Source organism: Novosphingobium pentaromativorans US6-1 (assembly GCF_000767465.1).
Lineage (GTDB): Bacteria > Pseudomonadota > Alphaproteobacteria > Sphingomonadales > Sphingomonadaceae > Novosphingobium > Novosphingobium pentaromativorans.
This window is the reverse complement of the sequence record NZ_CP009291.1, coordinates 1,700,408-1,727,296: the sequence shown is the minus strand read 5'-3', so window position 1 is coordinate 1,727,296 and position 26,889 is coordinate 1,700,408. Positions and strand designations below refer to the sequence as shown.

Sequence of the window (26,889 nt, the reverse complement as noted above, 5' to 3'; positions counted from 1 at the left end):
ATGCCATCCACCACCCCGGTGGAGGCGCCCGCGCGCCTCTACAGCGAGACCCCCTACGACGAACGCGGCAATTTCCACTATCAGGGCGACCTCTATCGTGCGTCCGAGGACCACAGCACATTGTGCCGCCGGATCGAAACGCACCTTGCGAACCATTTCCCTGAAATCCGCTTCGCCCTTCGCAGCGAGCGATTTACCGGTGGCCGCAAGATCACGGCCGAAGTTCTCGACGCTCCGCGTGATCTGTCAACGCGCGACGCGCAGGAGACGTTCATCACGACGGTGCGCGATCAGATCGAGCGCTTCGGCTTTTGCCGCACCAACCCGCTCCAGGATTACTGGAACTGCTCGTTCTATGCAGAAGTCGCCATTAGGCAGGCCTATTGGGCGGCGCTCGCTGCCCGGCGCGGGAAGGCCAATCCGGTCGACAATCTGGTCTCGCTCGCCAGCTTCAGGAAGCGCCTCAAACCCGGCGATACCCTCACCCTCCTGCACGCACCCTTCACCCATCGCGCACTGGGCGCAGCGCGCAAGATCATTGAGGTTCGCTCCCGGGATTTCGTGTTCGAAGGGCGCAGCTACTGCGATTTCCCGCGCGCCGCCAATTTTGCCTGCGATGGACGCCTGGTGCGGATCGCGATCGGGAACGAACACGATCCGGATGCTCACCTGCTTTACGAATGGCAACCGCTGATCGCCGGCCCCAACGGGGCGGGGTCAACTGCCATGTGACGAAAGGGAAGGGGGATGAAGAGGATGAGCCTGAGGGCGGCGACGCTTCGGGCTTTTGATCATCACCATCTTCGAGGAACACCACCATGGCCACCATCGCCCGCATCATCGAGCAACCCTCAGACGCGCCCGTCAGCGGCGGATACCGCGTCGATATCTCGCGTGGCCAGAACATCTCCCGCGTTTCATCCGAATGGTTCTCGCGCCCGGACGACGAACGTTATCTCTCACTCACCGACCTTCACGCCAGCGTGCGCCGCCGGGCCGATCAGGCGACCACACGGATCGTCGAAAGCAGGTCTGTCCGTGTCGAGGCGCGTAGCGAGGATCCGGAACTGCTCACGCTGATCGCGCCCGGCGACGACACGCCGATTGCCCCGACCAACTGGTCCTTCGGTCAGCTCGCGAGCCTGGTAGGGGCGCCCGCGTCCTATCTGCGCACGCTGCCTGCGGCCCTTGCCGGGATCAACATGCAACACGGCCTACTCTCCCATCGCGGCGAACAGGTGAAGCTGCTCCAGACCGACGACGGCCGTACCGAACTGCGCGCGGTCACGGGCCCCGATTACGGGCGTTATCTGAACAGTCAACCTGTCTCACCGACGGCTCACTAATCTTTCCATCGCACCGCTGAGCCCCGTGCGCGCCCCGATGCGGGCGATGCCGACGTGCGCTCGCGGCCATTTCCCAGGAGATGAACATGGCATATCGCAAGCAGGCTGGCGAGCGCGCTGACGTCTACACGCGCGTCACCGCCGAGATTATCGCAGCTATTGAGAACGGGGCCGGTGACTGGCGCGCACCTTGGCATCATCATGGCACCAGCGTTGCGCGCCCGACCAACGTCAGTTCGGCCAAGCGCTATCGCGGCATAAACACCGTGGCGCTCTGGGTGGCGGCGATGGCGGGCGGCTACAGCGATGGGCTGTGGGGCACCTATCGCCAATGGATCGAGGCCGGCGCGCAAGTCCGCAAGGGCGAGCACGCCACCACCGTGGTGTTCTGGAAGCAGGTGTCTTCCGCTGCCGACGATGACAGCGATGAGGACGAGAATGGCCATCGCAAGATGTTCGCGCGCGCATTTTCCGTCTTCAACGTGGCGCAGGTTGATGGCTATGAGGTGCCGCCCATCACGATGCTCCCGGACACGGCGCGCCATGCCGCAGCGGAAGCGTTCATTTCCAGCCTGGGTATCGCGACTGTCTTTGGCGGTTCGGAGGCCTATTATCGCCCCTCGACGGATACGGTGTGCATGCCCCCGTTCGAGTGTTTCCGCGACGCTGCCTCTTTTTACGGTGTCTGGCTTCACGAGAACGGCCACGCCTCAGGAGCCAAGCATCGGCTCGATCGCGACCTCTCCGGCCGCTTCGGTTCCGCCGCTTATGCGGCCGAGGAGTGCTGCGTTGAGATTCTGAGCGGCCTCGTGCTCGCGGACCTCGGCATCGCGCATCACCCACGTCCCGATCATGCAGCGTACATTGCCTCCTGGCTCGAGGTGTTGAAGAATGACTCACGCGCGATCTTCACGGCTGCCAGCAAGGCGCAGCAGGCTGCGGACTGGATGCACGCTCAGCAGCCAACGCCCCCGCCGGAGCAGATTGTATCATCGCCGCAGGATGGGGACGACGTTGCCGGCGTCGGCATTTCGCCTGCGTTCCTCGCCGCGTAGCAGCGCACGTACCTGCACGTGTTGGGCGAGGATATTCTCGCCTATGGTCTGCGACTGCTCGCCGCTGTCGATTGCTGCCGGTGCGGCACCTTGGCGCCCGGCTGCGGCCTCGCGCAGCTCTGCCCGGACCGCAACCGCCCTGTTCGCGGTAGCGCGGCTCACACCCGCCTGCCGCGCCAGGTTCGCGACCGACAGCCGGTCGCCGCTCGCCACGAGGCGCGCCAGGGCGCCCCGTAATCTGCGTTCGGTCTCGGTGCTGACCGGCTTCATGCCGCTGGATCCGCCCATAGCGCGATCACCTTCTTCATGCGGTCCCGATCCGCACGTATCGCCGTGCGTTGGGCGGCTGACAGGCGCTTGCTCTTCAACACCGCCTCGGCATCATCGATGGCGGATTGCCATGCCGGAACATGGCGGCTCGTGATACACGAGTTCGGACAGCGATCCGGCGCGCAGTTTGAGAGCCGCGGCGCCGCACCTTCGTTGGCGCTCCGCAGGCATAGCGCGGTCGCGCGATCGAAGAAGCAGTCGTTGAGCACGCCCACATGCAGCGTTCGCGCCAGATGAGCGAGCATCGCTTTCACCCGTTTTTCGTCTGCAACAATGCCGGGCAGCTCGGCGGCAGTTGCTACCCGCATCATTTCCGCAGTGATCCGAGCGCCTGCAGGTCCCGCCAGTCTCTCGCCATTGCGGTAGCCCTCATATTGGACGACGATATCATCGAGTTGACCAAGGGCGCGTTCCTGCTCGACCTCCTGCCGGAACCCGGATGCTGACGCTCCGGCGTAGCCGTCGAACATGGCGACCGAGGCGTGCTTGTACTGGATTTTCCCGGCAACCACGCCGAACGGCCGATTGGCGATATACCAGGCAAGCGTGCGACGGAACTGGCGGGTGTTGAAGACCCAGTTTCGGCCATCAACGAGCGGCACGGCAGGCATGTCGACAGAGCCATATTGCGCGTCGAGGTGCTCACGATAGCGGTTGATCTGCTGCACGATGTGGGGAAGCGTGCGCTCAACGGCTGTGCCCCGTTCGAGCACGATCCATAAACCGTCATGCTGATGCGGTGCGCGATGGCGGCGCGCAAGGCGCTCGGCCACCTCAACGGCGCGTGCGACGGGTGCAATCGTCACCCATTCTTCGATCTCACCGTGTGTCCCGCGTCCCTTGTAGATCATGCTCTGCACCGCGATCCGCTCGATCCGCCCATCGGCACTTTTGCCTCGCTTGATGCAATTCGGGCGCATGGCCTGGATTTCGCCATCGCGCATGCCGGTCAGATAGGAACACAGAATGTAGGCTGCCGTTTGCAGGTGCCGCTCTTCTCGGACAAGATCGAACGCATCGAACCGTTCACGCCAAGGACGTCCGCTATCGGGATCGAGGGTGATTAGCGTGTCCATACCGCCATGCTCGATGCCGAGTTCCTCGATTGCCGAGAGCACGAGCGCCCTCATGTTGGGCTGACTGAGCGTGGTCGGATGGATCCCTGCCTGCATGGCGATCAGCCGCATGTTCACGACGTGACCGTCGTAACGGTCGGATTCCGCGATGGCCTGGCTCATCCCCCCATTCCGCTGTGGGCGGTTCCAGACAGGAACACCACGGCCCGCCAACCGACGGGCAGCGGTCCACTCCGCCATCCGGTCCGCCAGACGGCTATGCTTTGTACTGGCGGGGCGCTCGGCATAGGCCGTTTCAAGTGCATCCAGTTCAGCGCGCGCTGCGAAGATGTCGGCCGCGAAGATGTCGATATATTTGAGCGACCAACGGATAAGTGCGCCGATTACCGGCTCAGGTATGCGCGGCGTGAGATTCTCGGAGGGCCGACCCTTGCAGCCCGCGACGGTGTAGATCGCGCGTCCGTGCCAAGGCACGAAGCGCAGCCCACCGTGGGACAGGAAGGGTGCCAGGCGGCGAAGCTGCACGATCGGCCGCAGGCATGCCGCCACCCGGCTCGGCTGCACGTTTCGCGCCCTCAGTTCGGCGAGATATCCATCGAGCAATGCCTGGTCGATGATCCGAACGTCGAACCGTCCGACTCGCTCCCGGACGAACGCCATGAACCTGCAGAGCGTCGCCAGCGCGGTGCGGGTCGATAGCGGGCGTAAACGCCCCGCGCGATCCGGGAGTAGTTCGTTCAGCCATGCATAGATATATTCCTTGGCTGTCAGACGTTCGATGGGGCAGGCAATCCCGCTGAAGTCGATCGTGCGGAAGGCATTGCGCGCTGTGACGTGAATGATTGCGGGGTCGATATCCCAGATATCGTCGTGGAATCGGGACAGTTTGGCACGGTCGGTGCCATCCTTGAGCGCCATCGAAGCCAGCACAACGTCATCATGGGCGCGTATCGCGGAAAGTCCCGGCGCAAGGGCTGGCTGGCTCTCGCTCATAGTCGTGCTTCCACGGGAAGATAGAACAGTTCCGTGCCCGATAATTCGGCTTCGGTGCGGGCTGCCTCGACCAGCGCCATGGGGAAGGCTGGCAGGATCTGGCCCGCAATCCGCCACCAGGCCCGGCCGAACTTGCTTGCCCACTCTTCGGCGTCGAGCACCTCGCGCTGCGCAACCATGAAGGTTTGGAAGGCAACAAGCGCCGGCAGCTTGCGCGCCGTGATCACCGCGTTTTCGCATTCAAGGCACCCCCAGAAGGGCGTCGGGCAGGCTTCGCCCGCTGAACCGAACGGGCTTTTGAAGAAGCCGCTACAGCGGGCAAGCCACAGGTCCTCACCGGATGAAGATCTACAGTACGCAGGTTTCCCACCTTGCTCGCCCGCAGTATGCTGATCTCCATCGGCGTCGGGCAACAGGATAGTTGGCCGTAGCGCCATTTCCAGCGCGTCTCCGATGGCCTCGGCGACGGTTCGCTCGTGGATCGGTCGAAGTGCCGGGATTTCGGCATAATGCCGCGCCGCGACCGGTATCGAGTGCCCAACAGCGAAGTGCTCGAGCTGCCCACCGGTCTTGCGATACCATTCGGCCTTGTTGGTCTTGCGAAGGCGCGACAGCGACAGGTGTAGCGGCGCGCCGTCATCATCGAGCAATTGGTGGTGACGGACAAAGACCTCTATGCCTTTGCGGCTATCGTCGCCAGCCACGCGGAGCCCTGTGATGGTCCAGATCGCCCACAACCGATCTGTTCCGAGATGCCCTCGCGCCCGCTCGGTCAGCGCGAGGGCGAGCTTGATCAGGCCGCCTGGCGTGCCACTACCACCATCGCGTACACGCAAGCGTTTCCATTCCGATCCGCGCGCGCGACGCTTGTAATACTCGATCTCGACATAGCCCTTGGTGGGATTACGCAGGCAGTCCGCCTTGAGACGCAGCAGGCATTCCATTTCCATGCCGGTCTCAAGAGACAGGAGCACGAGGAACGCGATGAAGTCGAGCCGGGTCAGGTAGAAGCCGGCATGCAGGGCTTCCATCGTATTATCGATCCCACGGTGCCCGGCGAGTTGGACGAAGCGTCTTACGTCCTTGCGGCGTGTGCCGACCTGACCCAAGCGAACGATCGCGTCGACCACGGCGGCATAATGCTCGTGGACGCGAGTCCCGATCTCCATGCGCTTCGGAATCGGCGGTCGCGCGTCGCCCAGTGCTATCCGGCGTCGCGCGTCTTCGATCTGTACGCGGGCGGCATTTCTCAGCCGGTTTGCAATGCCGCTGCTATAGGCATCTCGTGGCTGGCTGACCCCGCCTTCGCCGTGGCCGATGAAGGTCAGGCGTGCGACCGTCTCCTGCGAGAGGATGCCGCCGCGCATTTCCGGTGCAAGGCGCAGAAGCCCAATCAGCGTTGCGAGAAGGTGACGCTGGTGGAAGCGCCCTCCGCCATTGCGCTCCAACCAGAGTTCGTAATCGTTGATCAGCGTCGTATCGATGTCGCCGAGCCCGCTCACCGACAGATCATTCATATCCAGGAACGTCCAGAACAGACCCAGTTGCCTGACCTTTCGTTGAACCGAACGGGCGATGGGGCTTGGTCCCATCCGGCGGATATATTCATCGAGCAACACCGCCATTTCGGCTGTAAGGGCTGTGCGCTTCCAGTTGCGCATGTCTACCAGCACCTCGCTGCCGTCATCGCAGCGAACAGCGAACCGCCGCGGATCGAGCGCCGTTGCACCTGTTGGGGACTCCGGCGCAGCTTCCGGGAAGCGGGCATGGTGCCCGCGTGTCACGCTGCTTTTTCCGGCGCGAGATCAAGCCCCCACTGCTCCACCGCCACATCGATAATCGCCTGACTTTCGTCGAGATGATCCAGATAGATGTAGGTGCTCTCGATCCGGCTGTGTCCCATCAGCCGCTGCAGCTTGAGCAGCGGATCGCCGATCAGGCGCCGATAGACCGAGCCGGTCTGCCCCGCGTCACCGCTGGCGGCGTATTTGACCTGCTCGCGCAGAAGCAGGGCAAGCATATGGACGGCAAAGGCGTGGCGCAGCATGTGTGGGGTCACGTCGATTTCAACCCCCAGTGCATGGCAGCGGGCGCTCGCGCGCATGAATACCGCCTCCCATGCCGGCATCGTCATCGGCCGCCCGGTTTCGGTGAGCCACAGGCTTAACGGTGCGAACGTATCTGCATCGATGAGCCTGGCGCGTTCGGTCGGAGACAAGCGATCGACGCTGACGACAGCTTCACGATCACCGTTGCTGACACGAAGGGATCTACGCCCAGTCGGCGTCGCGAGGATTGGCCGCGCATTCGAAGGTGGGGCGCGGCCTCCTCGCTTGCTGACGGCATTTTCCCGTTCGATGCGCGCATAGTCGTGCAGTTGGGCCAGCAGCCTGACGGGCAGGCGGATATCTCGTCCGCGACCTCCCTTCGCCGTAGCCGCCGCAAGCCGATACGGCACCGATCGGATCGACGGGTCGGAGAGCTTATGGTGTGGAAGCTCGCCGAGCAGCAGGCTCGATGCTTCCTGCAGCCTTAGCCCCGTCGTGATCAGGAACTCGGCGAACAGAGCGTTGCGCTCACCGTGGCGTCCACGCCAGTATGGATCCTCACGTCCATCCGGCAGCCGGCCTCGCAGGCCGACATCCCGGAACAGCATATAGCGCTCCAGATCGACGAAGCGCATGTTACCCTTGCGTGCCCCAGGCTCGCGCGCGCAATTGGCGGCTACGGCCTGACGTGGTCCGTCCGGCGCCGAACGGACCCAGCTCTGGCGATAGGTGAACGGCAGATCGGCGACCAGATTCTCGTCGCGCGCCCAGCGATAGAGTTTGTCGAGCGCGGCTACGGCGCGATTCCACGATGCGGCCGAGATTCGATAGGGCGGCTTCGACAGCCGCCGGGCATGGTGGAAGGCGGTGACGTCATCACGATCGGCCTGCCAGAGGGATTTGCCGTTTCTGCGTTCGCCCAGGAACCGCATCCAGACGACGATATCGCGCGCGTAGGCCCGAAGGCTGTTGAGCGACCGCACGCCCATCGTGGGACAGGAGCGGAAGAAGCGGTTGAGCTGATGATCATAGCTCCCGTCATCGCGCAGGATAAACGGCATTCCATCGACCAGTCCACACCTGCTGGCTGCTGAGATTTCGTCAGGCGTCAGCCCGTGAACCTGCCCATCGATTACGACGGTGGAGGGGAGGGAGGAGAGATCGGTGAAGAAGAGCTTGGGGATGGGAAGTCTCCGGGCGCCGATGTTTTGCCGGGGTGGGCTCGAGCCCACCCCGGCAAAACATCGCACCTCCAACAGGAAGGCGATCGATCATGGAGCTGCCTCATCATCATTGCGTCTGTGAGACGGTCCTGAAGAGTCGGGATAATGGCCGCATCTGGGATCACGAACTGGTGAGCGCGGTCATGCGGATTGCCGGAGACGGCGTTGGCGATACGCGTTGGAAGGTCCCCGGCGTGCTCGACTGGGGCTCGATGGTCTACAACCCCCATGTCGATGTCAGCAGCGAAACGACGACGCTCTATGCCTCCGACCGCGATGTCTTTCTGTTCCTGGTCGATGACACCCATCCAATCGAGGCCGGCAAGCTGCCCAATGGCGAGCCCGATCTCTTCTTCCGGGGCTTCTATGCCTGGAACTCCGAGGTTGGCTCCAAGACGTTGGGAATCGCGACGTTTTACCTTCGCGCGGTGTGTATGAACCGAAACTTGTGGGTGCGCCATGGTGGCGCGATCAATTGAGTGAAGGATGACTTCTCAGGAAACCAAGAACAGCCTGATGCTCACCCGACTTACCTTGGCCAGCAATGGCTGCGACCGTGAAAGCGGCAGGGGACAATAGCATGTCGGGCAAAAGGCGTCATCCGGGCCGAAGCCATTGTAGGCTATCGGGACGTCAGGGCAAGACGTGCATGGTGAATGCTGGATTGCGTGAAGCCCAGATTCAGGAACTTTATGCGAGTCATGACGCAGCAATGGTTGACGCGTCATGCCGTGCGAAGGGAGGACTACCCCATAGCGTCCTCCTAAACTTGGTCGCACGGTCCACCTCTCGTCGAGAGGCCAACGATCGAACGGGCCACCTAACCACGTCGCATCTCACTGATCGTGTAAACATGGGATCGCCTAAGCGGGCACCTCTCCGGTGTCCCGTAAGGCGACGGAGCCGCCATATTAGCCAAACGCCCGGGGTAATGCCCGGGACAGCCATCCAAGGATGGACGGGCATGGGTGAAACTGGCCGGGTAACCGGACGGGGAATCCCCTCTGCGCGGGTGAAGGGCGGCGCGCTTGCTGGGTCTTTCAACTTCATAACGGAGGTCTGCTGATGCAACTGCTCACCGTAGAGAAGAGACTGGACTCGGTCATCGACCTGTCACGCCAGGGAAAGCGTATCAACGGTCTGTTCCGGCTGCTCGGCTGTCCGTCCCTCTGGGAACGGGCCTATGAGCAGGTCGCTCCCAATAAGGGGGCGCTCACGCCCGGCATTGATCCCGATAACACCCTCGACGGCTTCTCGCTCGAAAGGATGGAACGGATCATGGCCGCCGTGCTGGACGGTTCGTATCGCTTCTCTCCGGCCCGCAGGCAATACATCCCCAAACCCAATGGGAAGAAACGCCCGTTGGGCATTCCTACTGCCGACGACAAGCTGGTGCAGGCGGCGGTGAAGATTCTGCTCGAACATGTTTACGAGCCGGTCTTTGCCGATCAATCGCATGGCTTCCGCCGGGGGCGGTCATGTCACAGCGCTCTGACTGAAATCAGGCGCACATGGCATGGCGTGAAGTGGCTGATCGAGGTCGATATAGTCGGCTACTACGACAATATCGACCATGACATCCTGCTCGGTCTCCTACGCAGGCGCATTGATGATGATCGCTTGATACGGCTGATCGGACGGATGCTCAAGGCTGGCTACCTTGAAGACTGGACGTTCCACCGGACGTTCAGCGGCGCTCCACAAGGCGGCGTGATCTCGCCGATCCTCGCCAATATCTACCTCCATGAACTCGACGAGTTCATGGCAGGCATGAAGGCGCGGTTCGACAAGGGGCAATCGAGACGGCGCAGTGCCGCCTATCTCGAAGCCTCGAAACGGATCCAGATCCGACGCAGAATGATCGAACGGCGGCGGGCCAATGGCCAAGAGGAGGAAATCCCCGCGCTCGTCGAAGAGATCAGGGAATGGGAGCGGCGACGGCTCGAAGAGCCGGCCCTCGACCCGTTCGACCCCAACTACCGCAGACTCCGCTACTGCCGCTATGCCGACGACTTCGTTATCGGCGTGATCGGTAGCAAGGACGATGCCCGCAGTATCATGGCCGAAGTCAGAACCTATCTGGCGGAAACCCTGAAGCTTGAGGTGTCTGAGGAGAAAAGCGGGATCAGGAAGGCGGACGAGGGCGCCATGTTCCTCGGCTATCAGTTGAAGACATACGGCGATGGGCGAACCAAACGCATGATCAAGGGCGGCCGTGCCGTCACCATGCGTTTGCCTGGCGACCGGATGCAACTTCACGTGCCGGTGGACAGGCTTGCCCGGTTTGCGGAACGCCAACGCCTCGGAAATATCTATATCAACCGGGGTGAGGCACGCTGCGAACTGATCAACAACTCCGATGTCGCGATCCTGACCGGATATAATGCGATGATGCGGGGGCTGGCTGAGTATTACAAACTCGGCACGCTCTGGAAAGATGAGGTCGGACGGCTTCATCACCTCTGGTGGTGGAGCTTCATGAAGACCATCTCGCGGAAGCATAAATGTTCGGTCAAGGTGACGGCAGAGAGGCTCCGGAACGGGGATCGCCTCGGCCTGTGGTATGAGGGCCGCCATCAGCGGCGCTTCATGCCGATGTTCCGCCTCAAGGATGTTCGGCCAACACCGGCATCCGGGCATGTTGACCGCCAAACGTTTGCGCATATCCACTTTGCAGGACGGAATGACTTTGTCGACCGTCTGCGGGCAAGGGCATGTCAGGCGTGCGGCACCGAAGACGTGCCGGTGGAGGTGCATCACGTTCGCAAGATGAGTGATATGCAGGGGACCACCTTGTGGACCCGCATCAAGGCGGCCCGAACGCGCAAGCGTGTGGTGCTCTGCCGCGACTGCCATGTCGCGCATCATGCCGGACGGCTACAGGAACGACTGGATCGTATGGTGCAAGCGTAGAAGCCGGATGATGGGAAACTATCAAGTCCGGTTTCGTGGGAGGGGTAGAGGACAATCCCACCGGGAACCCTCGCCCCTACCCGACGGCGTCGAGGATTTCGAGGAGATTAATATCCGCCATTCGAAGTTTGCCGCAAACCGTTTCGCGCATGAGGCTGCACCTGCCTTGGCGCACTTCGCGGATTCCTCGCCCCGAAGCTTCGTCCACGGCATCAAGCAGGCCCGCGAGCGTATCGTTGCCCGCAAGGACGAGGACCGCGAGGACTTCCTGAGGAAGCGCGGCTTTTCCAAGGCCGAGACCGGCAAGATCATCGCCAGCGTGCTCGCCGAGGAAGGTCGCCCACCCGAGAGCCTTTATGACTTCGTGCAGGGGATTACCGCCCACGCGCGCAGCAAGACCAACCAGGACGCCCGGCTCGAGATCGAGGGCAAGGCGCGCAAGATCCTCGAAAAGGTCAATTGAACCGCCACGTGCCGGCCACGTGATCCTCGCATTGGCCGGCACGTCTCCATTCCATAACCGTTGGAGGTGCCTGTGGAATTCGGGCGCTATCTCGTTCTCAGCACATCGCATGTGTGCCTGAGCACAGCCGAGCGGCTTGATGCCTGGGCCGCTCTTGATCGCTCGCTTCGGCCCCTGGCTGTCGCATCGACACATGAAGGCTGGTTCGTGGCCAGCCGCGAAATCCCCGAACCGTACCGTCGGAAGGTTCCCCTGGAGCTTCTGGCGGCCATGCGGTTCGCCCGCGATCTGGGATGCGATCATCTATTGTTCGACTGTGATTCCGACACTGTCGATGGCCTGCCGGTGTTCCCGTGGTGAACGGCATGAGTCCTGCGCAAGTTCCGCACGGCGTGCCTGTCGTTGCGGCCTGGAGCATGGGAATCGACAGCACGGCGATGATCATCGAGTGGGTCGCAAGGGGCATGCCGCTTTCCGCGGTCCTCACTGCCGATACCGGCACCGAACGCGAAGAGACTTACGCCTTCCTGCCCCTGTTCCAGCAATGGATGGATGAGCGAGGCATCGAGCACCATGTGGTGCGCTATACCCCTCGCCGTTTCAAGCATTGGCCACCGTACTTCACCTTGCTTGAAAACTGTCTCACAAACGCCACGCTGCCCTCGATCAGCTTCGGGCGCCACAGTTGCAGCTTAGGTCCGGCTTCAGAGACTGTCTCTTTTGCTCGCGATGAGTGACGGGCCGACCGCCGCGCTAACCCAAAGAGCTGGCGGTGGTCGGCCCGTCACTCGCGTCGCGCAGCGACGCCTGATTGCCGGATGAATCCGCTTGGACTCAATTACCGCACTTCATTCGCGAGCAGATCATTTCAGGATCGATTTCACTGGCGAAACAAAGCCTGGGCTTGTAGAAGACCGGAGAACAAAAGGGGGCCTTATGGCGCGGCGCGTTTTCTTCAGTTTCCACTTCGCGAACGATTTTTGGCGCACCCAGCAAGTGCGTAACATCGGTGCTCTTGAAGGGCAGACTCTTTGCACCGCGAATGCATGGGAAGAGGTCAAGCGGAAGGGCAAGGCCTCCATCGAAGAATGGATCGATGACAACATGTACGGCAAGAGCTGTGTGGTGGTGCTTGTCGGTTCTGAAACAGCGAGCCGCCCTTGGGTAATCCGCGAGATCGTTAAAGGCTGGGATGCCGGCAAAGGAGTGGTCGGCATTCGGATAAACAAACTTCTCGGCCACGACGGGAATTCGTGCGCGGCTGGTAGCAATCCGTTTGACGAAGTCGGCTATGGAAATACCGGGAAAAAGCTATCGTCCATAGCGAAGCTGGTCACCCCTTCAGGCACAGATAGCAAGGCAGTCTATGATTCGATCAAAAACGGGATCGAGAGCTGGATTGAGGACGCGATAGCGATCCGCTCAAAGAACTGATGGAACTCCGTGAATTCGTGCGATATTCGATGATAGAGTTTCGATTATGATCGAATACATTACAAAATCCGAGCTTCGGAATTTTGCCGATAAGTTAAATGTTAGCGAACAGGCAAGTCTCAGAAAATCTGCTGCTTCTCGTAGCCTCTCAGGCACCACATTTCTTTCGCACTCAAGCAAAGATGATGATTTGGTCGTTGGCGCTATTCGTGTGTTGGAAGGGCACGGAGCCAGGGTCTATGTCGATGAAATCGACCCGGAAATGCCCCCATACACGACGGAGGAAACGGCGGGGCTGTTAAAGAGCCGTATTCGCCAGACCAAGCGCTTCGTCCTTCTTGCAAGCAAGAACAGCAAGGACAGCCGTTGGGTGCCCTGGGAGTTGGGCGTGGCCGATGGGTATAAAGGGCTGACGAAGATCGCGCTGTTCCCGGCATCCGACAGCTCGCATGAGCAAGCATGGGCATCGTGGGAGTATCTGGGATTATACCGCCGCATTGTCTGGGGGGATCTACAGGGTCATCAAAAGCGTGTCTGGATGGTTCTCGACGAGAAAAGGAACACAGCTACGGAGCTCAGCGAATGGCTGGCTGGCGAATGATGAGTTCCCACCCCGTTTAAGCAGTGGCAGGGGGCTGCCAAAATCGCTCCTCAACGACAGCCGGTTGGAGGGCCGGGCTTTCGAAGCGCTCCTCTCGGACGGAAACGTCAAGGTGGCGGTGAAATAACGCAACATAGTCTCGGTCTTCCGCTAGGTCGGGCGCTAGAGACCCAACTTGCGCCCCCACTTCAAGCGTCGCGCCGCCCGTGGAGATTACTGGTATCACTGCAGCCTCTGGTTGCAGGCGTCGAAACATTTCGTACTCTTGTACGATCCCACCCATACCACCAATGAATACCGCTGCTTTGAACTTGTGTTCGGAAAACATGCGCTCGCGCATGGCAAGCAGGCTCTTCTCCCGATCCTTCTCAACCTCGTCTGTATAAATCACGTTATTGAATCGCTCGTTGTCCTCGGGGAATTCATCCTCGAAATGGCGGGACTGATAGAGCCGTACCCAATGTCCGTAATTTACTCCGATGTCTTGAGAGACCACCCAGATCATCGGTGTGATTGCGGGTTGTCCACCCCAAACAAGAAGTCTGCGACCAAGTGTGACGTGCACCAAAGCGGAAACTGCGGCCGTAATCGCGACAGTGTCGGCGGTCGCCGCATATTGTGGCCCTCGCTTCGGATCTGGCACACCTGCCGATAGGAAAATGGCCTCAGCCATGGTCAATTCTCCCATGCTGCGAGAGCCCATCCGGCTTCGGAAACCTTAATCGTGCGGACCGCGAGAATATGCTCTCCAAGCCATCGGAGGTGGGCATTCCATGCATCACGGATGCCGATATGATCGTAGACCAGTACCGGTATCTCCTGCTGTTCCGCTCGTCGCGCCTTATCGGCCACATCGTTCAAAATTTCGGCCGTGGGGATTCCAACAATCGGATATGCCCAAATCTTTTGACCATCCAGCAATCGCACAGCGACGGCTCGGTGTGCGCCGACGCCTTCCACCGATGCTCCAATTTTTTCGACGTCAGCGCGAAGCTTGCCGGTTATCGACATATATCGAGATGCGATGCTTCGGCTTCGTAGCCGTTCCACCTCAAGAACGATTGCGTCGGCCGTTTTTGCTACTATCGGTCCATCCGCCCCCTCGAGTTCTTCTGGATCAAGATAAATGGTCTCTGCAAGATCAGTCAGCTTGTTCGGTGTATGTGCAGGCCAAATGACACGAAGAACTTGAATCTCCTTTGCGCGTGCTCTTCCTATTTCTTGTCGCGTCCATCGGCTATCAAAATAAGTTGGAGTGTCGAGCATAACCATAACATCAGAATCGACGAGCCTGTGCCAAAGCACATCTTGGAACGGATCGCCGGGCCTAATATCGTGTGTGTCCAGGAAAACGTCGAATCCGCGGGATGCGAGGAGATCGTGGAGTTGCAACGCAGCTGCTCGGGATTCAACGCGTCGATAGCTGACAAATACCCGTCGCTGTCGGCGGAGCAGGCCAACGCATTCCAGCATCGCCGATGCGAGTTCTGTCATCGCTGGATCGTCAGCGCGCCGCGTTAGCCCGTTGATGGGCTGGAGAAACTGGGGGATGTGAACATTGAAGTCTGCGCCGGCGGCGATGGTGGGAATGATGGGCGCGCTCGCTCGGATGAGTTCCTGGGCCGCCTCCAGATCTTGTTGGGCGTTTCCTCCGAAATACGCACACGCGAATGCTGCTGGTTTGTGTCGTCCACTCAGCGTGTCCGCATTATGCACAACTACATCGTCGCCCAACGTCAATCCGAAGTCGGAAACGATATCGGCGAGCGTCGCGGTTAGTGTTGCGCGATCCCCGGGCGTTACGGCGCCAAGTATGGCCAATTCATAGATACTCATTGATGTCAGCGACCGGCCGCCTTTGCTGCAGTTTCAATCCAAGCCGGCATGTTGACATAGCCGTTATCCCGAACCCAATCATACGCCCCGTATAGGTTCGAAAGCGGAACATCCCGGCCATTCTGCTTAATTGTAAAATAGCTGAGTGGGTTGGTCCCCTGACGATCAATCCCAAGTTGCGGATCTTTTACGCTATGGATGTCGATGGCCAAGAGGCCTTTTCCAAGCTCGTAGCTTCTCTTGATCTCGTGCCGGACCCATTCACGGTCATACGTCTCCGCGCCAAACAGCACCACAGTCACGGACGTACCTTTGAGCTGCTCCTCGATCCATTTTTCTATGCCGCCTGCTCGTTTCTTCGCCTCTTCGAACTCTGCCTTGTCATAGAAGGGCTGGGCTTCGCCACCGGGCCGAACCACCCAGGAATTGCGGACTTGCACGACCCGTCGAACGTCACGGTCATAGTGAAAGCTAAAGAATACCCGACGTGCCACCACTTCCCCCTCGATCATCGTTCACTCATATCAAGGCGGGAGCCAAGTGTCAGCAGCCACGGTGAGTGGTTGGTGTCGAGTCGCAACGACACCCTTCGACATGACGAGGAAACCGCCCATTCCATCGAAATGCGTCGGTCAAACCGGCCATATTGCGCTACTTTCGAAATCGCATCTGTGCGGGCGAGGGAGATAGCCCGTGGTATCAATGATTCGGGCATTCTCTGGCATGCCCAATGTCCCACTTGGCTTCCCGATCCTGTTCGACGCCGACATGGCGATCATCGAGCCTGCCTTCGTCTGGCTCATGGAGCAGGCCGAACTGAGCGGCCGCGCGCAGGCGTCTGAAACCGTCCGGACCTATGGCGAACATCTCCACGACTGGTTCGACTCGCTCGAACAATCGGGGATCGAATGGCGCGAGGCCGACGAGCGTGTCATCGCTGCTTATCGCAACCGGATGCTGGAGAATCCCAGCACGCATACCGGGCGGCCCTATGCCCGGACCACGATCAATGCGCGCGTCTCGACCGTCTGCCGCTTCTACGGTTGGGCGCTCGACCGGGGGCTGATCGACCATTGCCCGTTCCGGTTGACCGAGAAGATGACGCTGATGCTTGACGGTTCCTATCGCCCAGGCTTGCAGCGGCGCCAGTTCAACGAGCTGATCGTCTCGCGCCCCGAAAAGCTGCCACGGCCGCTGCGCGCCGACGAACTGGCGCGGCTGTTCGCGCATCTCAGGCCTACCGCCCGACTTGCCGCGCAATGGGCGCTCGGGGCGGGTCTGCGCCGCAAGGAACTTTGCGCGCTTGCCGTCGACCAGATCCCCGATAGCTGGCCACTCGACCTCGGCATCGACCCGCTGGTTGGCGTGCCGCTGCACATCACCAAGGGCGACCGGCCAAGGACGGTCTATCCGCCGCTTCGGCTGCTCGATCATACGCACTGGTATATCGGCGAGGAACGCGCCCGGATCGTCCGCCGTATCCGCCGTTCCGACCGGCGCTATCGCGCGCCGTCCAATCTCCTGCTGAACGAGCATGGACGGGCGATGACGCGCAAGCTCCTGACGGCGCAGCTTGCCGAAGCGTTTGCCGCTTCCGGGCTGCAGGGCACACTGCACTGGCTCCGGCACACCTTTGCGATGGCGATGCTGGCCCGTCTCCAGGTCCAGGCCCGCACCAATCCCAACCTCAACCCGCTCAAGGTCGTGCAGGTGCTGCTCGGCCACGCTTCGATCACGACGACGGCGATCTATCTGCGCTGTGTCGAACTGCACGAGCGCGACCTGAGCGAAAGCCTCGCCTATCTCTATGGCGAGCTGATCCCGGCCGATGGTTAGGAACCGCCTCGATCGGACGCTTCGGCTCGAACCGACGCCGGCGGACCATCCGGCGGAGATCGCCGAAATCCAGTTCCGCGACGAATGGGGCAGGATCGTTCAACGGTTCGACCCGGCGCTGCTCGGAATGCCGGACGACATCAGCGCAGCTATCTCGCGCGCCTTCCGCGATCATGATGTGGCGTCCAGCGCCGCCACCCGCACCTCACGCTGGTTCGCGCTCCGCGTGTTCGGCAGGTTCCTGTGCGAAGATGGGCGTGTCAGGCGCGCGGTTGACCTCGATACAGCGACGATCCGCCGGTTCATTACATGGCTGGCGAAGCCCACCAACGGGCGCAGGCGCGGCGTCCAGTCGCAATCCGGTCAGCTCGGTATGATCCGGCCGGTCCTTAAGCGCGCGATCGCGGACAATCCCGGCTTGTTCGCACCGGGCTTCGCCGTTCCCAACAATGCGATCCCGCTCGCCGGCGTCCAGCGGCTACCGCAAGACAGGCTGACGACCTCCGCAATGCGTGCCCTGCTGGCAGTCTGCTATGCCGAGATCGACACTGCCTGGGACAAGTTCCAGCACGGGCAAACCATCGTCGCTCTTCCGAACTTGCCGCTCCATGGTGGCCGGACCGCCGAACGGGATCGCTGGATATGGAAGCTCCACCGCCTCGGCCACGGCGTCATGCCGCCCGCCCGAGGCTCGGACCTTAACAAGCCCGATCGGCAGCGGATCGCCGACGCAGGCGGGTTCCGTGAGCTGGAAAGCTATCTCCACGTCACGACCGACACGCTGGTTGCGTTCTATATCGTGCTGCTGATCCAGACGGCGGCAAATGCCGGTCCGCTACGCCAGATCAAGCGCGACTGCCTGGTGCCCCATCCGCTCGAGCGGCATCGCGTCATGGTAGAGTGGGTGAAACCCCGCGCCGGCGGTAAGGTGAAACGCATGCAACGGCGGTCATTCGACAATCGCCGGCCCTATGCGGCGCCTCGCCTGATAGAAAAGCTCCTTGCGATGACGGCGCCGTTGTTGCCGCATGTGGAACCGTCCAGCCGCGATCGGCTGTTCCTGCATCGCTTCCTCATGACGACTGGCCGCCTCGAGCGTGATCATCACGCCGGCCATATCGTGCAGGCCACGTTGCGATCGGCAATGTTGCGCTTCTACGAGCGCCAGAACGCTGCAATCGCCTCGTGGAACGAAGCGCATCCCGAAAAGCCTCGTGCGCTGCTTCCCGACTTCTCGCCCAAGCTGTTCCGCAGCAGCATGGCAAGCGCCCATTATACTGCATCGCAGGGCGACATCATGGCGGCCAAGGCGGTCCTTAATCATGCGAGTGTCGCCACCACAGATATCTACGTCGACGGCGATGCCGTTCGCCGCCTCGAACGCGATACGATCGCCCGACTTCAGGCGCTGATGATCACATGGGTCCGCGGCGAGACAATCTCGGATCGCTCGCAACATAGAGGCGCGGATACCGGCGCGCCGGTGACGGCGCTGTTCGGCCACGACTGCCTTCGCCCGACTGACAGCGGACATGCCCATCCTGGTCGCGTGTGCCCGAAACTGGGAGGCTGCCTTGCCTGTCCGGGCCTGATCGTCCCGATCGACCCGGATCATCTCGCGCGGATCGTCCAGGCCACCTGGCATCTTGAAGCTGCGCGGGAGCGGATCGACCCGATCCGGTTCGGCCTCTTTTACGCGCCCAGCCTTCAGGTGCTGACGCAAGACCTGCTACCGGCATTCCCGCCCGAGATGATGCCAGACGCCGAACGGCTCATGTGCGCCCTGCCTTCGCTGCCGGACTTGGAATAGCCTCATGGCCTCCGTCCCGACATCCACGTTCACCCAGGTTCCGGCTCCATTGCTCGGGAACGAAGGCGTGCCCGCCGCGATGACGTTCAACTGGGGGTTCGAAATGCCGGACGGAAGCCGGTTCAGCGACGATCAGTGGACGCTGCTCCGGCACGCGGCCGAACTGTTCCTGCTCTCGCTGCGGCACGATCCACCCGAAGGCCGGATGCCGCTCCGAAAGGAAACGATCCGCGGCCACTTCAGTCATATCCGCTTCCTTGCCCGGTGGATGGCGGCGGAAAACGTCCGACGCTTCAGGGATCTCGATCAGGACACCGTGGGTCGCTTCGTGGCGATGCTGCGCGCGCGCCCGGGCAGGAACGGCGCGTTGCTTTCGCTCAGCACCGCCGAAGGCCATCTCGGCACGATCCGCACCTTCCATATGCAGCGCGACAAGCTGGACGACGCGCCGCCGACGGCACCGCCTCGCGCCGCCTCGGTCGGGAAGCGGCACTGGAAGCCTTATGGCGGTCATCCCTATACCCCTGACGAGATCGCCGTGCCGCTGATCAGCGGGGCAATCGAGTTGCTCGGCGATCCGGCGGACCAGATAATCGCCCTGCGCGACCGTCTCGCAGACTTGTATGAACGGCTCCGACCACGGCACCAGGGACGAATGCTCCACTGGCATATCAGACGCGCGATGCTGGCCGAGCCATGTCCCTGCGCCGATCGGTATCCGAATCCGGAATGGCCACTGCGCCGCCTGGCGTTCATGCTCGACCGGCTTGGCGATGCCTGCTTCACTGTCATCGCCTATCTTGTTGGCGCGCGCGCCTCCGAGATACTCAGGCTTGAAGAGGGCTGCCTCGAACGGCGCGCGACCGACGAAGACGGCGAGGAACACGTCTATCTGGTCGGCACGATCACGAAGACGTCGCTGACGGAACATGGCGACCTCCACCGTTGGCTCGCGCCCGAGCCGGTCCAGCGCGCAATCCACATACTCGAGCGTCTCTCCGCTCCGCTCCGCGAACTCAGCGGCGAGAAGAATCTCTGGCTCCACCAGCTCGGTCGGGGACGATCACCGCTCCCGACGATGATGCCCGTCGCCCGACTGCGGTCACCCATGGTCAATGTCCGCTTGAACGAGCGGCTTGCGCCGTTCCTCGCCTTGCCGGACCACCAAGGCGGCACCTGGCGCCTGACCACCTATCAGGGGCGCAAGACGTTCTCGCGGTTCATCGGGCGGCGCGACCGCACCGGCCTGACGGCGCTGCAACGCCATCTCGGACATGTCCACCGCGCGATGACCGACCGGGCCTATGTCGGCACCGACTTCGAGCTTGCCGAGTTGATCGACGAGCAGGCCGCCGAAGAAACCCGCAAGGCGCTGGAAGACCTGCTCCTGGCTCCGCACGTTGCGGGGAAGGCGGGCGTCATGCTCTCCGAGCGATCGCCGTTCCGCGGGCGCACGGGATCGGGCGATGTCGATGCCTATATTACCGAAATCCTCGCCGAAACGGATATGCGCCTCGGCGTCTGCGACTGGGGCTATTGCCTTTACCGCCGGGAGACATCCGCTTGCCTCGGCGGCGAGCGCGAGCCGAACCCAGTGCTTCGCACGCAAAGCACCTGCTCAAGTTGCGCCAACTTCGCCGTGACTGACCGGCATAGGCCGGTCTGGGAGGCGCGCCTTGAACGTAACACCGCGCTGACCCAGCGCGATGACCTCGATGCCGAGAGCCGCGCGCTTGCCGAAGCACGCATCCAGGAATCTCTCCGCATCTTGGCCCAGCTCGACAAAGGAAATGCCGATGGCGTCCGAGACTGATCTGTCCACCCCACAAGCCCGTCGGCGGGCGAACACCGATGCACGCCTGCGCGAAGCCCTTGGCGTCCTCGCTAATAACGCGTCCACCGCGCCAACGGTCGCCGGGCTCGCACGAGCAGCCGGGGTCGGCCGCAACATCATCTATACCCACCATCCCGGCGTTCTCGACGCCCTGCGTGAGCTTCAGTCGCAGCGTGAGGGGGCCACTGAAACGGCCGCAGGCGAGGCTGATCGCACACGCTCTGCTCTTCGCGATGCTGAAGCCAGGAACATCGCCCTTGCGACACATAATGCCAGCCTGCTGAAGCGCGCTGTCGAAGCCGAGCAGCGGGCGGAACGGCTCGAACGCCGCAATGCGCAACTCGTGCAGGAACTCGATCGGATGCGCCGGCCCGTTCCGATCCGCACCAACGCCGGAGCGCCCGATCCCTCTGCTGCCTGAAGGCGGTCACGCCCTAATCGGGCGTCATGCAAGGGGAGAGGGTGAAGGAACGACGGAAATGCGAGCTTTGCGAGGCCAATAAGACAGGTCGATCCAGACCTAATGCTCGCAGAAGTGGAAGATACAGCCGCAGGACCAATGGGTCTCCGACTGGAAGCCGGCGCAGGATTGCTGGCGGAGCGGCGGCAAGGTCCTCAAGCTTATCGGCTATGATGCATCTCCCGCCGATAGCCGCCGATACGCGCATCGCGAAGGGCACATCAGCGAACGCTTCGACTACCGCTATCCCCTTCGCGAATGGGGATGGGATCGTGCCCGCTGCGCCAGTCGCATCCGCGAGGAAGGCCTGCCCGTCCCGATCAAGTCGGCCTGCTGGCTTTGCGCTGCCCAGAAAGTGGATGAACTGCGCTCATTGCCCCGCTGGTGTTTGCGCCTGATCGTGCTGGTTGAGGCACGAGCGGGGCCACGTCTGCGCAGTGTCGAAGGGCTGTGGCGTAGTTCCACCGCATCGCGTCCAGGTTCGATGACGGACTACATCCGGGATCAGCGTTTGCTCGATCCAGACGAGGTCGACCAGATCATTGCCGGGGCCCCGGTCGATCTCGTCGAATTCCAGACGGCCGCCGCGGCCGTTCCCTTGGAAGACCGTCAACCGATGCGCGACTGGATTGAGCGCTTCAACGCAGGAATCGTCCATGTGCCGGCCTGACTATCATCTTGTTCCGGAGGCATTGATGTTCACCCTGAACCGTGGATTGGAGACACCGCATGCGTGATGACGGTCCCGCTCAAGCGCTATCCCCGCGAAGAGCAGTGCTCACGAGCTTCGATCATTGCTACGCAGTCGGACTCCAGCGGCGCCGGCATTCCGGAGTGAGCCAGTTTATTCTTCGGACGGGGGATCCGTTGCAGCCATTCCGAACGTCCAGTCGGGCTCCCAGGCTTGACGAGCGCATCGTCGCACTCATTGCATAAGCTCAAGCTGAAGCAGGTTTCCGCACGCTTGCCTGCCTGTGGAAGACTTGCCTTCATGTATCATAAAGTGATATTTCTCCCCGCCAGAGGAGTTTGATCATGCCTTCCAGCTTTACCTTGGGTGCCCATTTCGAGGGCTTCATCAAGAGCCAGGTGAACAGCGGTCGCTACGCGTCCGCCAGCGAGGTCGTTCGCGATAGCCTCCGCTTGCTCGAGGAACAGGACGCCATGCGTCAGGCCCGGCTCGACGCGCTCCGCGCCGAGATCGAGCATGGTGCGGCCAGCGGTCCGGGCATTCCCGCTGAGCAGGCATTCGCGAACGCACGCAAGCGGATCGCTGATATCGCCGCCGCCGCCAGGGATAGTTGATGCATCTGCAGTTTTCGCCCGCGGCGGAAGCAGACCTTGTCGATATTGCCGCCTTCATCGCTCGCGACAATGTTCCGCGGGCTTTCACCTTTGTTGACGAACTTGAAGCGGCATGTGCCAGGCTTGTCGATTTCCCCGAGTCCGGGAGTGCTCGTTTCGACCTTCGTCCCGGGCTGCGCTCCAGACCGCACGGTAGCTATGTGATCTTCTACAGCACCCTGGACAGGGTCATCCGTATTGAGCGTATTCTGCATGGGGCCCGCGATGTCGGCGCGATCCTCTTTTCCAGTTAGGCAGTAACTCCAATGCCGCGACTCAATTGCCGTATCGGCGCCCCATCCTCAGGAGCTGCCGTCTGATGGCCTCGCACCATCCTACCTATCGCCGCCTTAGCGGCTTGCTTCGTCTCAACGGCCGCAGCGCCGTTCTCGAAACGGGCGATGGGGAATTGATCTTCCTCGTTTCCGAGGAAGATCTCGCCCCATTCCATGACCAGCAGGTTGTCGCTGAAGGCCAGATGGTCGGACCTGACCGCCTCACGTTGACCTGGATCGCTCCCGCTTCCGCCTGAACCTCAGCGCGTACATTGCGACCGTGATCAGAGATCCGGAAGATCCTGAACCGCGAGCGTTTCGTCCGGTCAGGTACGGTTCGTCGGTTGGGAACGTTTTCGTCCTGAACCAGAGCGACGCTCAAGTTCGGCCGCGGAAACTTCCAGATCCACAGCAAGCTGGGTGAGGGCGCGCGCCGCGCCCAGCCGCATCATGCCGTCGCTATGCGCGCCTGAACACCCGCGCGCTACGCGCTTGCGGGCAAGGTCCGCCACAGTGCGAAGCGTTTCCGAGTCCATCGCCGAAGAATACCCCTGAAGTGCATAGCAGGCCAGTCCGCTGAGGTTTGCGGACGGCCGGATGATGGCGCGGCGCGGGAGGCGAGGGCGGTGCGCCCGGCCACGCAGGGGTAAGGCCGCGAGGGCGGGATCAAGAGGAGAGGAGGTTCGGAGAAGATGTCGCGAAGAAATGGTTCGAGAGCGACATCAAGGAGTTAAGATCATGAACATTGGAGAAATCCGCAGCGTCAATGGCCGCCTCACTGGCTCCATCGCAACCCGCACCATCGATCTGCCGCGTATCGGTTTGCGCAAGGTCGAGAGCATGAGCGACCGTGCGCCCGCCTACGAGATCCTGGCGCTCAACGTCGCCCGGCGCTGGGTGCAGATCGGCGCGCTGTGGGAGGCTTTCTCGAAAAAGACCGGAGAAGCCTTCCTTGCCGGATCGGTCGATGATCCGGGTCTTCCCGAACCGCTGCCCGTCGCGCTCTTCCCGACCGAAGACGGCGGCTACACCATCGCCTGGCGGCGCGAGACCATGCGGTCCGAGTTTGCCGGCGGTTTCGGTGGAATGCAGCGCTCCTACGATGAGCGTGGGCAGGAAGGCTTCGGCAGCAGCACCGCAGGAGCCGATGGCGCGCTGATGGGCGCCGGTGCCGACGAAGGCGACGAACCGCTGTTCTGATCCTGCACGAACAGCACCTTGCGAAGGCCGGGGGCGCAATCAGCGCCTCCGGCCTTTTCTTGTCCAGATCCCGAGACGTGAAAGGCACCCTGCCATGACCAGCACCAATCTCACGCGCAGCGTCGATCGCTTCGCCGACCTCAAGAGCCTCTATGCCGAGATGACCGCCACCCCGGAATTCCAGGCGGCGTTTGGCGACCCGCTTGCTGTTTCCATCACCCAGCCGGGCGAGGAACCGGGCGAACATGACATGCCCGAACCCTTCGCGGCGCAGGCCGAATGCGGCGGCGTCATCGCCGCGATCTTCGACCTGTTCACCGGAACCCGGCTCGAACCGCTCGCCCCCGAAATCGCCTGGGGCTTCGTCAACAGCTTCCACTTCGTTGCCGGAAAACTGGAACGGCGTGAGGACGCTATTGCCCTCGAACTGGGTGATCTGGCGCGCCATCCCGACATGAGTGAAGTCTACAACAACGAGCTCGAAGAGAAGCAGCTCCTGTGCCAGTCGCTGGCCGAACAGCGCACCGCGATTGAATGCATGCGCGACTATGCCGCCGAGATGTACCGCGTGCAGTCGGGCTGGCCATGGTCCCCGGCGCGCGGCAGCAAGGCCTCCTCAGCTTCGTCCGCCAGCCAGATCGCAGCGCTCGATTTTCTGCGCGCCCGTGAACTGGCCGCGCGCGAGAAGCACAGTCCCAGGGGACCTGTTGTGGTGTTCTCCGGCCCAGCTCAATGGCATGATTGGGAGACGCTGTGGGCGCGGCTTGACGAGATCAAGGCGCGCGTGCCGCACATGACATTGGTGACGACCGGGCAGCGAAAGGGCGCCGATGCGATCGCGGCGGCCTGGGCCGCGCGCCCGGAAAACAGTGTGCCTCTGGTCGCCTACGGGCTCTATGGTTCGGGACGCAAGACGGCGTTTACCCGCAACCGCAAGCTTGCTGAATTGAAGCCGGTCGAAGCGCTACTGTGCGAAGGATCGGGCCTTCAGGCGAATCTCTATCAGGTTCTGCGCGAGGCCAATGTCCCGATCCATGCGTTCCGCAAGACGGACCAGATCGCTGACACCGTTGTTCCGCGTATGAGGGCGTGAAGTCGGCCTGATCATCGAGGGCTGGGCCATCGGCCCGCCCCATCATACTTCCATAGCAGGAGGTTCGCATGGCAATCCCCGAACCCTATCGCCGCAATTTCGAAACCCTGCTTCGCGCAGCAGCCGATGGCAATCTCGCGCTCCTGGAGTGCACCGATGCCCGGACCGGTGTGCCCCGCTACGTCGTCACGGCCGTGGGCCGCGACGAAGGCGATTACGTCATGACCCCGTTTGGACATCTCTGCGATGGGAACCCTTTCGAGGATTATATTCCGCCCGATCCGGGCGATGGGACACAGCCGCGCGCGTGACGACACCGGGGTAGACATGGTTCGTCCGCGCGACTGAACCGGACAATTCGGGCTGGCCGCACTCCTCGCGCGCCAGCCCATTTTTGTGCTGCCGGGGAATTCAGACCTTCCGCTGATCCCACCGGTAAAGACACACCCGTGAACCATGCAAAAGCCCCGTCATGGGCATCGAGCCCATGCCAGGGCTCGGGCGTATGGGGCAGGCGCCCGTGTATTATTCTCTCTTCCAACAAGTCCAAGTCTGGCACGGGGTCAGCCCCGGCCTCAAGGATCGACGGCCCCTCCAATTTGCTTCGCAAATCGGTTCCTCCGTCGCCCGCTTCGCGGCCGGGCTGCGCCCGGTCCTTGACCCCGGCGCTCGCAGCCCGTGCCGGAGGGGAAGCCTCTTTTCCTGGATTCAAGGAGGCTACGATGAACATCAAGCGCACCATTCGCGACTTTTCAGAAATCGCCGATCTCATTGCTGCGGAAACCCTGACACCGGCCGATGGCTTCTCCACCGCTTTCGAAACGGGCCTCGATGCGAGCCGCATGGGTATAGCCGACGACGAACTGACCTGCGACATGCCGGACGCCATGCAGGCCCAGCTTGCTACCGAAATGCTGGTCGCCACGCTCTTCGACGTACTGCGCGATACCCGTATCGAAAGCCTCGCGCCGCGCCTTGCCTGGGGGATCGTCAATTCCTTCCACAAGGTCGCCGAGCAGCTCGACGGCGAAGCCGACCGGGCGGCAATGAAGGTTCGCGATCTCGCACGCGATGCCGACGGCAGCGAGGTGCTGATGAGTGAGCTTGAGGAGGCGCAGGTGCTCTGCCAGTCCCTCGACGAAGCGCGCGAAGCGGTGGCCTGCATGCGCGATCACGCGGCAGCGACGTACCTAGCGGAAAGCGGGCGGCCATGGTCGTCGGTGAGGGGATCGCTGGTCTCTTCCAAGCGCACCGCCTCGGTCATCGCCGCGCAGGACTTCCTCGCCGCGCGGCGGATGCGCAAGGCCGAGGCGCACGCTCCGCAAGGTCCGGTGGTGGTCTTCTCGGGAGGGCAGGTCTGGGAGGATCACGAACTCCTCACCGAAGCGCTCGACGCGGTGAAGGCACGGGTCCCGAACATGGTGCTGGCGACCACAGCGCAGGACAAGGGCTGCGATGCCATCGCGGCGGCCTGGGCGGCGCGCAGCGGGACCATGCTCATCGCCTTCACGCTTGACCGGCGTCTCGGCAAGCGGGCGGGGTTTGCCCGCAACGAGCAGCTCCTGGGCCTGCGTCCGGTCGAAGCGATCGTCTGCGAGGGCTCCGGGCTGCAGTCGCATCTTGCCCGTGAGGTGAGGGCGAAGCGGATACCGGCGCACTTCTTCGCGCTGAAGGACCAGCGCACCAATCGGGACGCAGCATAAGAGGGGAGCAAGGACT

Annotated in this window: 28 protein-coding genes and 2 pseudogenes; 22 read left to right on the top strand and 8 right to left on the bottom strand. The window is 62.0% G+C overall.

The window, feature by feature from the left end; translation table 11 throughout:
* The 3 genes from JI59_RS07970 (at position 1) to JI59_RS07960 (ending at position 2,401) form a co-directional block, all read left to right on the top strand.
* Positions 1 to 732 (top strand): hypothetical protein, encoded by a 732-nt coding sequence (locus JI59_RS07970; RefSeq protein WP_038577295.1) that lies wholly within the window; start codon positions 1 to 3, stop codon positions 730 to 732.
* Positions 733 to 818: 86 nt separating this feature from the next.
* Positions 819 to 1,346 carry a hypothetical protein gene (locus JI59_RS07965; RefSeq protein WP_007013280.1) on the top strand — a complete coding sequence of 176 codons (528 nt, stop codon included), beginning with the start codon at positions 819 to 821 and terminating at the stop codon, positions 1,344 to 1,346.
* 86 nt (positions 1,347 to 1,432) lie between these two features.
* The gene (locus JI59_RS07960) at positions 1,433 to 2,401 is read left to right on the top strand and encodes an ArdC family protein (RefSeq protein WP_013831460.1); all 969 of its coding nucleotides are present in this window, start codon (positions 1,433 to 1,435) and stop codon (positions 2,399 to 2,401) included.
* Here the strand turns inward: JI59_RS07960 and JI59_RS07955 are convergent.
* From JI59_RS07955 to JI59_RS07940, 4 genes are read right to left on the bottom strand one after another with little or no spacing between them, the layout of a single operon-like run.
* Positions 2,336 to 2,671, bottom strand: a complete 336-nt coding sequence (locus tag JI59_RS07955; protein ID WP_079731798.1) for a hypothetical protein — start codon at positions 2,669 to 2,671, stop codon at positions 2,336 to 2,338. The genes JI59_RS07960 and JI59_RS07955 overlap by 66 nt on opposite strands.
* Positions 2,668 to 4,800 carry a hypothetical protein gene (locus JI59_RS07950; protein WP_007013282.1) on the bottom strand — a complete coding sequence of 711 codons (2,133 nt, stop codon included), beginning with the start codon at positions 4,798 to 4,800 and terminating at the stop codon, positions 2,668 to 2,670. The genes JI59_RS07955 and JI59_RS07950 overlap by 4 nt, the downstream gene beginning before the upstream one ends.
* Complete coding sequence (locus JI59_RS07945) at positions 4,797 to 6,584, bottom strand: hypothetical protein (protein ID WP_013831462.1); 1,788 nt, start codon at positions 6,582 to 6,584, stop codon at positions 4,797 to 4,799. Before JI59_RS07945 ends, JI59_RS07950 begins: the two co-directional genes overlap by 4 nt.
* Entirely contained in the window at positions 6,581 to 8,080 is a 1,500-nt protein-coding gene (locus tag JI59_RS07940; RefSeq protein ID WP_013831463.1) for a tyrosine-type recombinase/integrase, read from the bottom strand. Before JI59_RS07940 ends, JI59_RS07945 begins: the two co-directional genes overlap by 4 nt.
* 92 nt (positions 8,081 to 8,172) lie before the next feature.
* On the opposite strand from JI59_RS07940, the pseudogene JI59_RS07935 reads away from it, so the two are divergent.
* The 7 genes and pseudogenes from JI59_RS07935 to JI59_RS07905 all read left to right on the top strand — a co-directional run.
* Positions 8,173 to 8,523: pseudogene (locus JI59_RS07935) on the top strand (hypothetical protein); the annotation flags it as partial.
* Positions 8,524 to 9,136: 613 nt separating this feature from the next.
* Positions 9,137 to 10,984, top strand: a complete 1,848-nt coding sequence (locus tag JI59_RS07930; protein WP_007013286.1) for a reverse transcriptase/maturase family protein — start codon at positions 9,137 to 9,139, stop codon at positions 10,982 to 10,984.
* An 85-nt stretch (positions 10,985 to 11,069) separates the two neighbouring features.
* Positions 11,070 to 11,447, top strand: a pseudogene (locus JI59_RS07925) (hypothetical protein); the annotation flags it as partial.
* A 72-nt stretch (positions 11,448 to 11,519) separates the two neighbouring features.
* Positions 11,520 to 11,807, top strand: a complete 288-nt coding sequence (locus tag JI59_RS07920) for a DUF5983 family protein (protein WP_007013289.1) — start codon at positions 11,520 to 11,522, stop codon at positions 11,805 to 11,807.
* Positions 11,808 to 11,812: 5 nt separating this feature from the next.
* Positions 11,813 to 12,184 carry an adenine nucleotide alpha hydrolase family protein gene (locus tag JI59_RS07915; RefSeq protein ID WP_038577287.1) on the top strand — a complete coding sequence of 124 codons (372 nt, stop codon included), beginning with the start codon at positions 11,813 to 11,815 and terminating at the stop codon, positions 12,182 to 12,184.
* A 91-nt stretch (positions 12,185 to 12,275) separates the two neighbouring features.
* Positions 12,276 to 12,881, top strand: coding sequence for a TIR domain-containing protein (locus JI59_RS07910; RefSeq protein WP_238532529.1), 606 nt, complete (start codon positions 12,276 to 12,278; stop codon positions 12,879 to 12,881).
* Positions 12,882 to 12,927: 46 nt separating this feature from the next.
* Positions 12,928 to 13,482 carry a toll/interleukin-1 receptor domain-containing protein gene (locus JI59_RS07905; protein WP_038575785.1) on the top strand — a complete coding sequence of 185 codons (555 nt, stop codon included), beginning with the start codon at positions 12,928 to 12,930 and terminating at the stop codon, positions 13,480 to 13,482.
* A 16-nt stretch (positions 13,483 to 13,498) separates the two neighbouring features.
* Here the strand turns inward: JI59_RS07905 and JI59_RS07900 are convergent, their stop codons facing one another.
* The 3 genes from JI59_RS07900 to JI59_RS07890 are packed head-to-tail and all read right to left on the bottom strand — an operon-like array spanning position 13,499 to position 15,830.
* The gene (locus JI59_RS07900; RefSeq protein ID WP_038575783.1) at positions 13,499 to 14,155 is read right to left on the bottom strand and encodes an SLOG domain-containing protein; all 657 of its coding nucleotides are present in this window, start codon (positions 14,153 to 14,155) and stop codon (positions 13,499 to 13,501) included.
* Between the two features lie 2 nt (positions 14,156 to 14,157).
* The gene (locus JI59_RS07895; RefSeq protein ID WP_007013294.1) at positions 14,158 to 15,318 is read right to left on the bottom strand and encodes a toll/interleukin-1 receptor domain-containing protein; all 1,161 of its coding nucleotides are present in this window, start codon (positions 15,316 to 15,318) and stop codon (positions 14,158 to 14,160) included.
* A gap of 5 nt (positions 15,319 to 15,323) precedes the next feature.
* Positions 15,324 to 15,830, bottom strand: a complete 507-nt coding sequence (locus JI59_RS07890; RefSeq protein ID WP_238532530.1) for a TIR domain-containing protein — start codon at positions 15,828 to 15,830, stop codon at positions 15,324 to 15,326.
* Between the two features lie 211 nt (positions 15,831 to 16,041).
* Here JI59_RS07890 and JI59_RS07885 point away from each other — a divergent pair, with 211 nt between their 5' ends.
* The 8 genes from JI59_RS07885 to JI59_RS07850 all read left to right on the top strand — a co-directional run bounded on the left by JI59_RS07885 (position 16,042) and on the right by JI59_RS07850 (position 23,134).
* Complete coding sequence (locus JI59_RS07885) at positions 16,042 to 17,154, top strand: tyrosine-type recombinase/integrase (protein WP_239000604.1); 1,113 nt, start codon at positions 16,042 to 16,044, stop codon at positions 17,152 to 17,154.
* A complete protein-coding gene (locus tag JI59_RS07880; protein ID WP_007013297.1) occupies positions 17,147 to 18,964 on the top strand; it encodes a site-specific integrase in 1,818 nt (605 codons plus the stop codon). Before JI59_RS07885 ends, JI59_RS07880 begins: the two co-directional genes overlap by 8 nt.
* 4 nt (positions 18,965 to 18,968) lie before the next feature.
* Positions 18,969 to 20,777: a site-specific integrase gene (locus JI59_RS07875; RefSeq protein WP_007013298.1), complete on the top strand. Its 1,809-nt coding sequence runs from the start codon at positions 18,969 to 18,971 to the stop codon at positions 20,775 to 20,777.
* On the top strand, positions 20,761 to 21,219 hold the full coding sequence (locus tag JI59_RS07870; RefSeq protein ID WP_007013299.1) for a hypothetical protein: 459 nt from the start codon (positions 20,761 to 20,763) through the stop codon (positions 21,217 to 21,219). The genes JI59_RS07875 and JI59_RS07870 overlap by 17 nt, the downstream gene beginning before the upstream one ends.
* Before the next feature lie 394 nt (positions 21,220 to 21,613).
* On the top strand, positions 21,614 to 21,928 hold the full coding sequence (locus JI59_RS27625) for a hypothetical protein (RefSeq protein ID WP_238532531.1): 315 nt from the start codon (positions 21,614 to 21,616) through the stop codon (positions 21,926 to 21,928).
* A gap of 365 nt (positions 21,929 to 22,293) precedes the next feature.
* Positions 22,294 to 22,563 (top strand): type II toxin-antitoxin system ParD family antitoxin, encoded by a 270-nt coding sequence (locus JI59_RS07860; RefSeq protein ID WP_038575778.1) that lies wholly within the window; start codon positions 22,294 to 22,296, stop codon positions 22,561 to 22,563.
* A complete protein-coding gene (locus JI59_RS07855) occupies positions 22,563 to 22,856 on the top strand; it encodes a type II toxin-antitoxin system RelE/ParE family toxin (protein ID WP_007013302.1) in 294 nt (97 codons plus the stop codon). Before JI59_RS07860 ends, JI59_RS07855 begins: the two co-directional genes overlap by 1 nt.
* A 65-nt stretch (positions 22,857 to 22,921) precedes the next feature.
* A complete protein-coding gene (locus JI59_RS07850; RefSeq protein ID WP_007013303.1) occupies positions 22,922 to 23,134 on the top strand; it encodes a DUF5818 domain-containing protein in 213 nt (70 codons plus the stop codon).
* Positions 23,135 to 23,203: 69 nt separating this feature from the next.
* Here the strand turns inward: JI59_RS07850 and JI59_RS27360 are convergent, their stop codons facing one another.
* Positions 23,204 to 23,413 carry a hypothetical protein gene (locus JI59_RS27360; RefSeq protein ID WP_038575777.1) on the bottom strand — a complete coding sequence of 70 codons (210 nt, stop codon included), beginning with the start codon at positions 23,411 to 23,413 and terminating at the stop codon, positions 23,204 to 23,206.
* A gap of 202 nt (positions 23,414 to 23,615) precedes the next feature.
* Between JI59_RS27360 and JI59_RS07840 the strand changes: the two genes are divergently transcribed.
* From JI59_RS07840 to JI59_RS07825, 4 genes are all read left to right on the top strand, one after another.
* Positions 23,616 to 24,077, top strand: coding sequence for a DUF736 domain-containing protein (locus JI59_RS07840; protein WP_007013305.1), 462 nt, complete (start codon positions 23,616 to 23,618; stop codon positions 24,075 to 24,077).
* Between the two features lie 94 nt (positions 24,078 to 24,171).
* A complete protein-coding gene (locus JI59_RS07835; protein WP_007013306.1) occupies positions 24,172 to 25,170 on the top strand; it encodes a DUF2493 domain-containing protein in 999 nt (332 codons plus the stop codon).
* Positions 25,171 to 25,238: 68 nt separating this feature from the next.
* Complete coding sequence (locus JI59_RS07830; RefSeq protein WP_007013307.1) at positions 25,239 to 25,481, top strand: DUF6117 family protein; 243 nt, start codon at positions 25,239 to 25,241, stop codon at positions 25,479 to 25,481.
* 411 nt (positions 25,482 to 25,892) lie between these two features.
* Positions 25,893 to 26,873, top strand: a complete 981-nt coding sequence (locus JI59_RS07825) for a DUF2493 domain-containing protein (protein WP_007013308.1) — start codon at positions 25,893 to 25,895, stop codon at positions 26,871 to 26,873.
* The last annotated feature ends 16 nt before the right edge of the window (positions 26,874 to 26,889 follow it).

Excerpts from the sequence above, each read along its gene's own strand:
- JI59_RS07870 (WP_007013299.1), top strand. The coding sequence starts at position 20,761 with ATGGCGTCCGAGACTGATCTGTCCACCCCACAAGCCCGTCGGCGGGCG.
- JI59_RS07905 (WP_038575785.1), top strand. The coding sequence starts at position 12,928 with ATGATCGAATACATTACAAAATCCGAGCTTCGGAATTTTGCCGATAAG.
- JI59_RS07970 (WP_038577295.1), top strand. The coding sequence starts at position 1 with ATGCCATCCACCACCCCGGTGGAGGCGCCCGCGCGCCTCTACAGCGAG.
- JI59_RS07955 (WP_079731798.1), bottom strand. The coding sequence starts at position 2,671 with ATGAAGCCGGTCAGCACCGAGACCGAACGCAGATTACGGGGCGCCCTG.
- JI59_RS07965 (WP_007013280.1), top strand. The coding sequence starts at position 819 with ATGGCCACCATCGCCCGCATCATCGAGCAACCCTCAGACGCGCCCGTC.
- JI59_RS07895 (WP_007013294.1), bottom strand. The coding sequence starts at position 15,318 with ATGAGTATCTATGAATTGGCCATACTTGGCGCCGTAACGCCCGGGGAT.
- JI59_RS07850 (WP_007013303.1), top strand. The coding sequence starts at position 22,922 with ATGGCCTCGCACCATCCTACCTATCGCCGCCTTAGCGGCTTGCTTCGT.
- JI59_RS07960 (WP_013831460.1), top strand. The coding sequence starts at position 1,433 with ATGGCATATCGCAAGCAGGCTGGCGAGCGCGCTGACGTCTACACGCGC.
- JI59_RS07840 (WP_007013305.1), top strand. The coding sequence starts at position 23,616 with ATGAACATTGGAGAAATCCGCAGCGTCAATGGCCGCCTCACTGGCTCC.
- JI59_RS27360 (WP_038575777.1), bottom strand. The coding sequence starts at position 23,413 with ATGGACTCGGAAACGCTTCGCACTGTGGCGGACCTTGCCCGCAAGCGC.
- JI59_RS07900 (WP_038575783.1), bottom strand. The coding sequence starts at position 14,155 with ATGGCTGAGGCCATTTTCCTATCGGCAGGTGTGCCAGATCCGAAGCGA.
- JI59_RS07885 (WP_239000604.1), top strand. The coding sequence starts at position 16,042 with ATGCCCAATGTCCCACTTGGCTTCCCGATCCTGTTCGACGCCGACATG.
- JI59_RS07890 (WP_238532530.1), bottom strand. The coding sequence starts at position 15,830 with ATGATCGAGGGGGAAGTGGTGGCACGTCGGGTATTCTTTAGCTTTCAC.
- JI59_RS07930 (WP_007013286.1), top strand. The coding sequence starts at position 9,137 with ATGCAACTGCTCACCGTAGAGAAGAGACTGGACTCGGTCATCGACCTG.
- JI59_RS07825 (WP_007013308.1), top strand. The coding sequence starts at position 25,893 with ATGAACATCAAGCGCACCATTCGCGACTTTTCAGAAATCGCCGATCTC.
- JI59_RS07880 (WP_007013297.1), top strand. The coding sequence starts at position 17,147 with ATGGTTAGGAACCGCCTCGATCGGACGCTTCGGCTCGAACCGACGCCG.
- JI59_RS07875 (WP_007013298.1), top strand. The coding sequence starts at position 18,969 with ATGGCCTCCGTCCCGACATCCACGTTCACCCAGGTTCCGGCTCCATTG.
- JI59_RS07915 (WP_038577287.1), top strand. The coding sequence starts at position 11,813 with ATGAGTCCTGCGCAAGTTCCGCACGGCGTGCCTGTCGTTGCGGCCTGG.
- JI59_RS07830 (WP_007013307.1), top strand. The coding sequence starts at position 25,239 with ATGGCAATCCCCGAACCCTATCGCCGCAATTTCGAAACCCTGCTTCGC.
- JI59_RS07835 (WP_007013306.1), top strand. The coding sequence starts at position 24,172 with ATGACCAGCACCAATCTCACGCGCAGCGTCGATCGCTTCGCCGACCTC.
- JI59_RS07855 (WP_007013302.1), top strand. The coding sequence starts at position 22,563 with ATGCATCTGCAGTTTTCGCCCGCGGCGGAAGCAGACCTTGTCGATATT.
- JI59_RS07860 (WP_038575778.1), top strand. The coding sequence starts at position 22,294 with ATGCCTTCCAGCTTTACCTTGGGTGCCCATTTCGAGGGCTTCATCAAG.
- JI59_RS07950 (WP_007013282.1), bottom strand. The coding sequence starts at position 4,800 with ATGAGCGAGAGCCAGCCAGCCCTTGCGCCGGGACTTTCCGCGATACGC.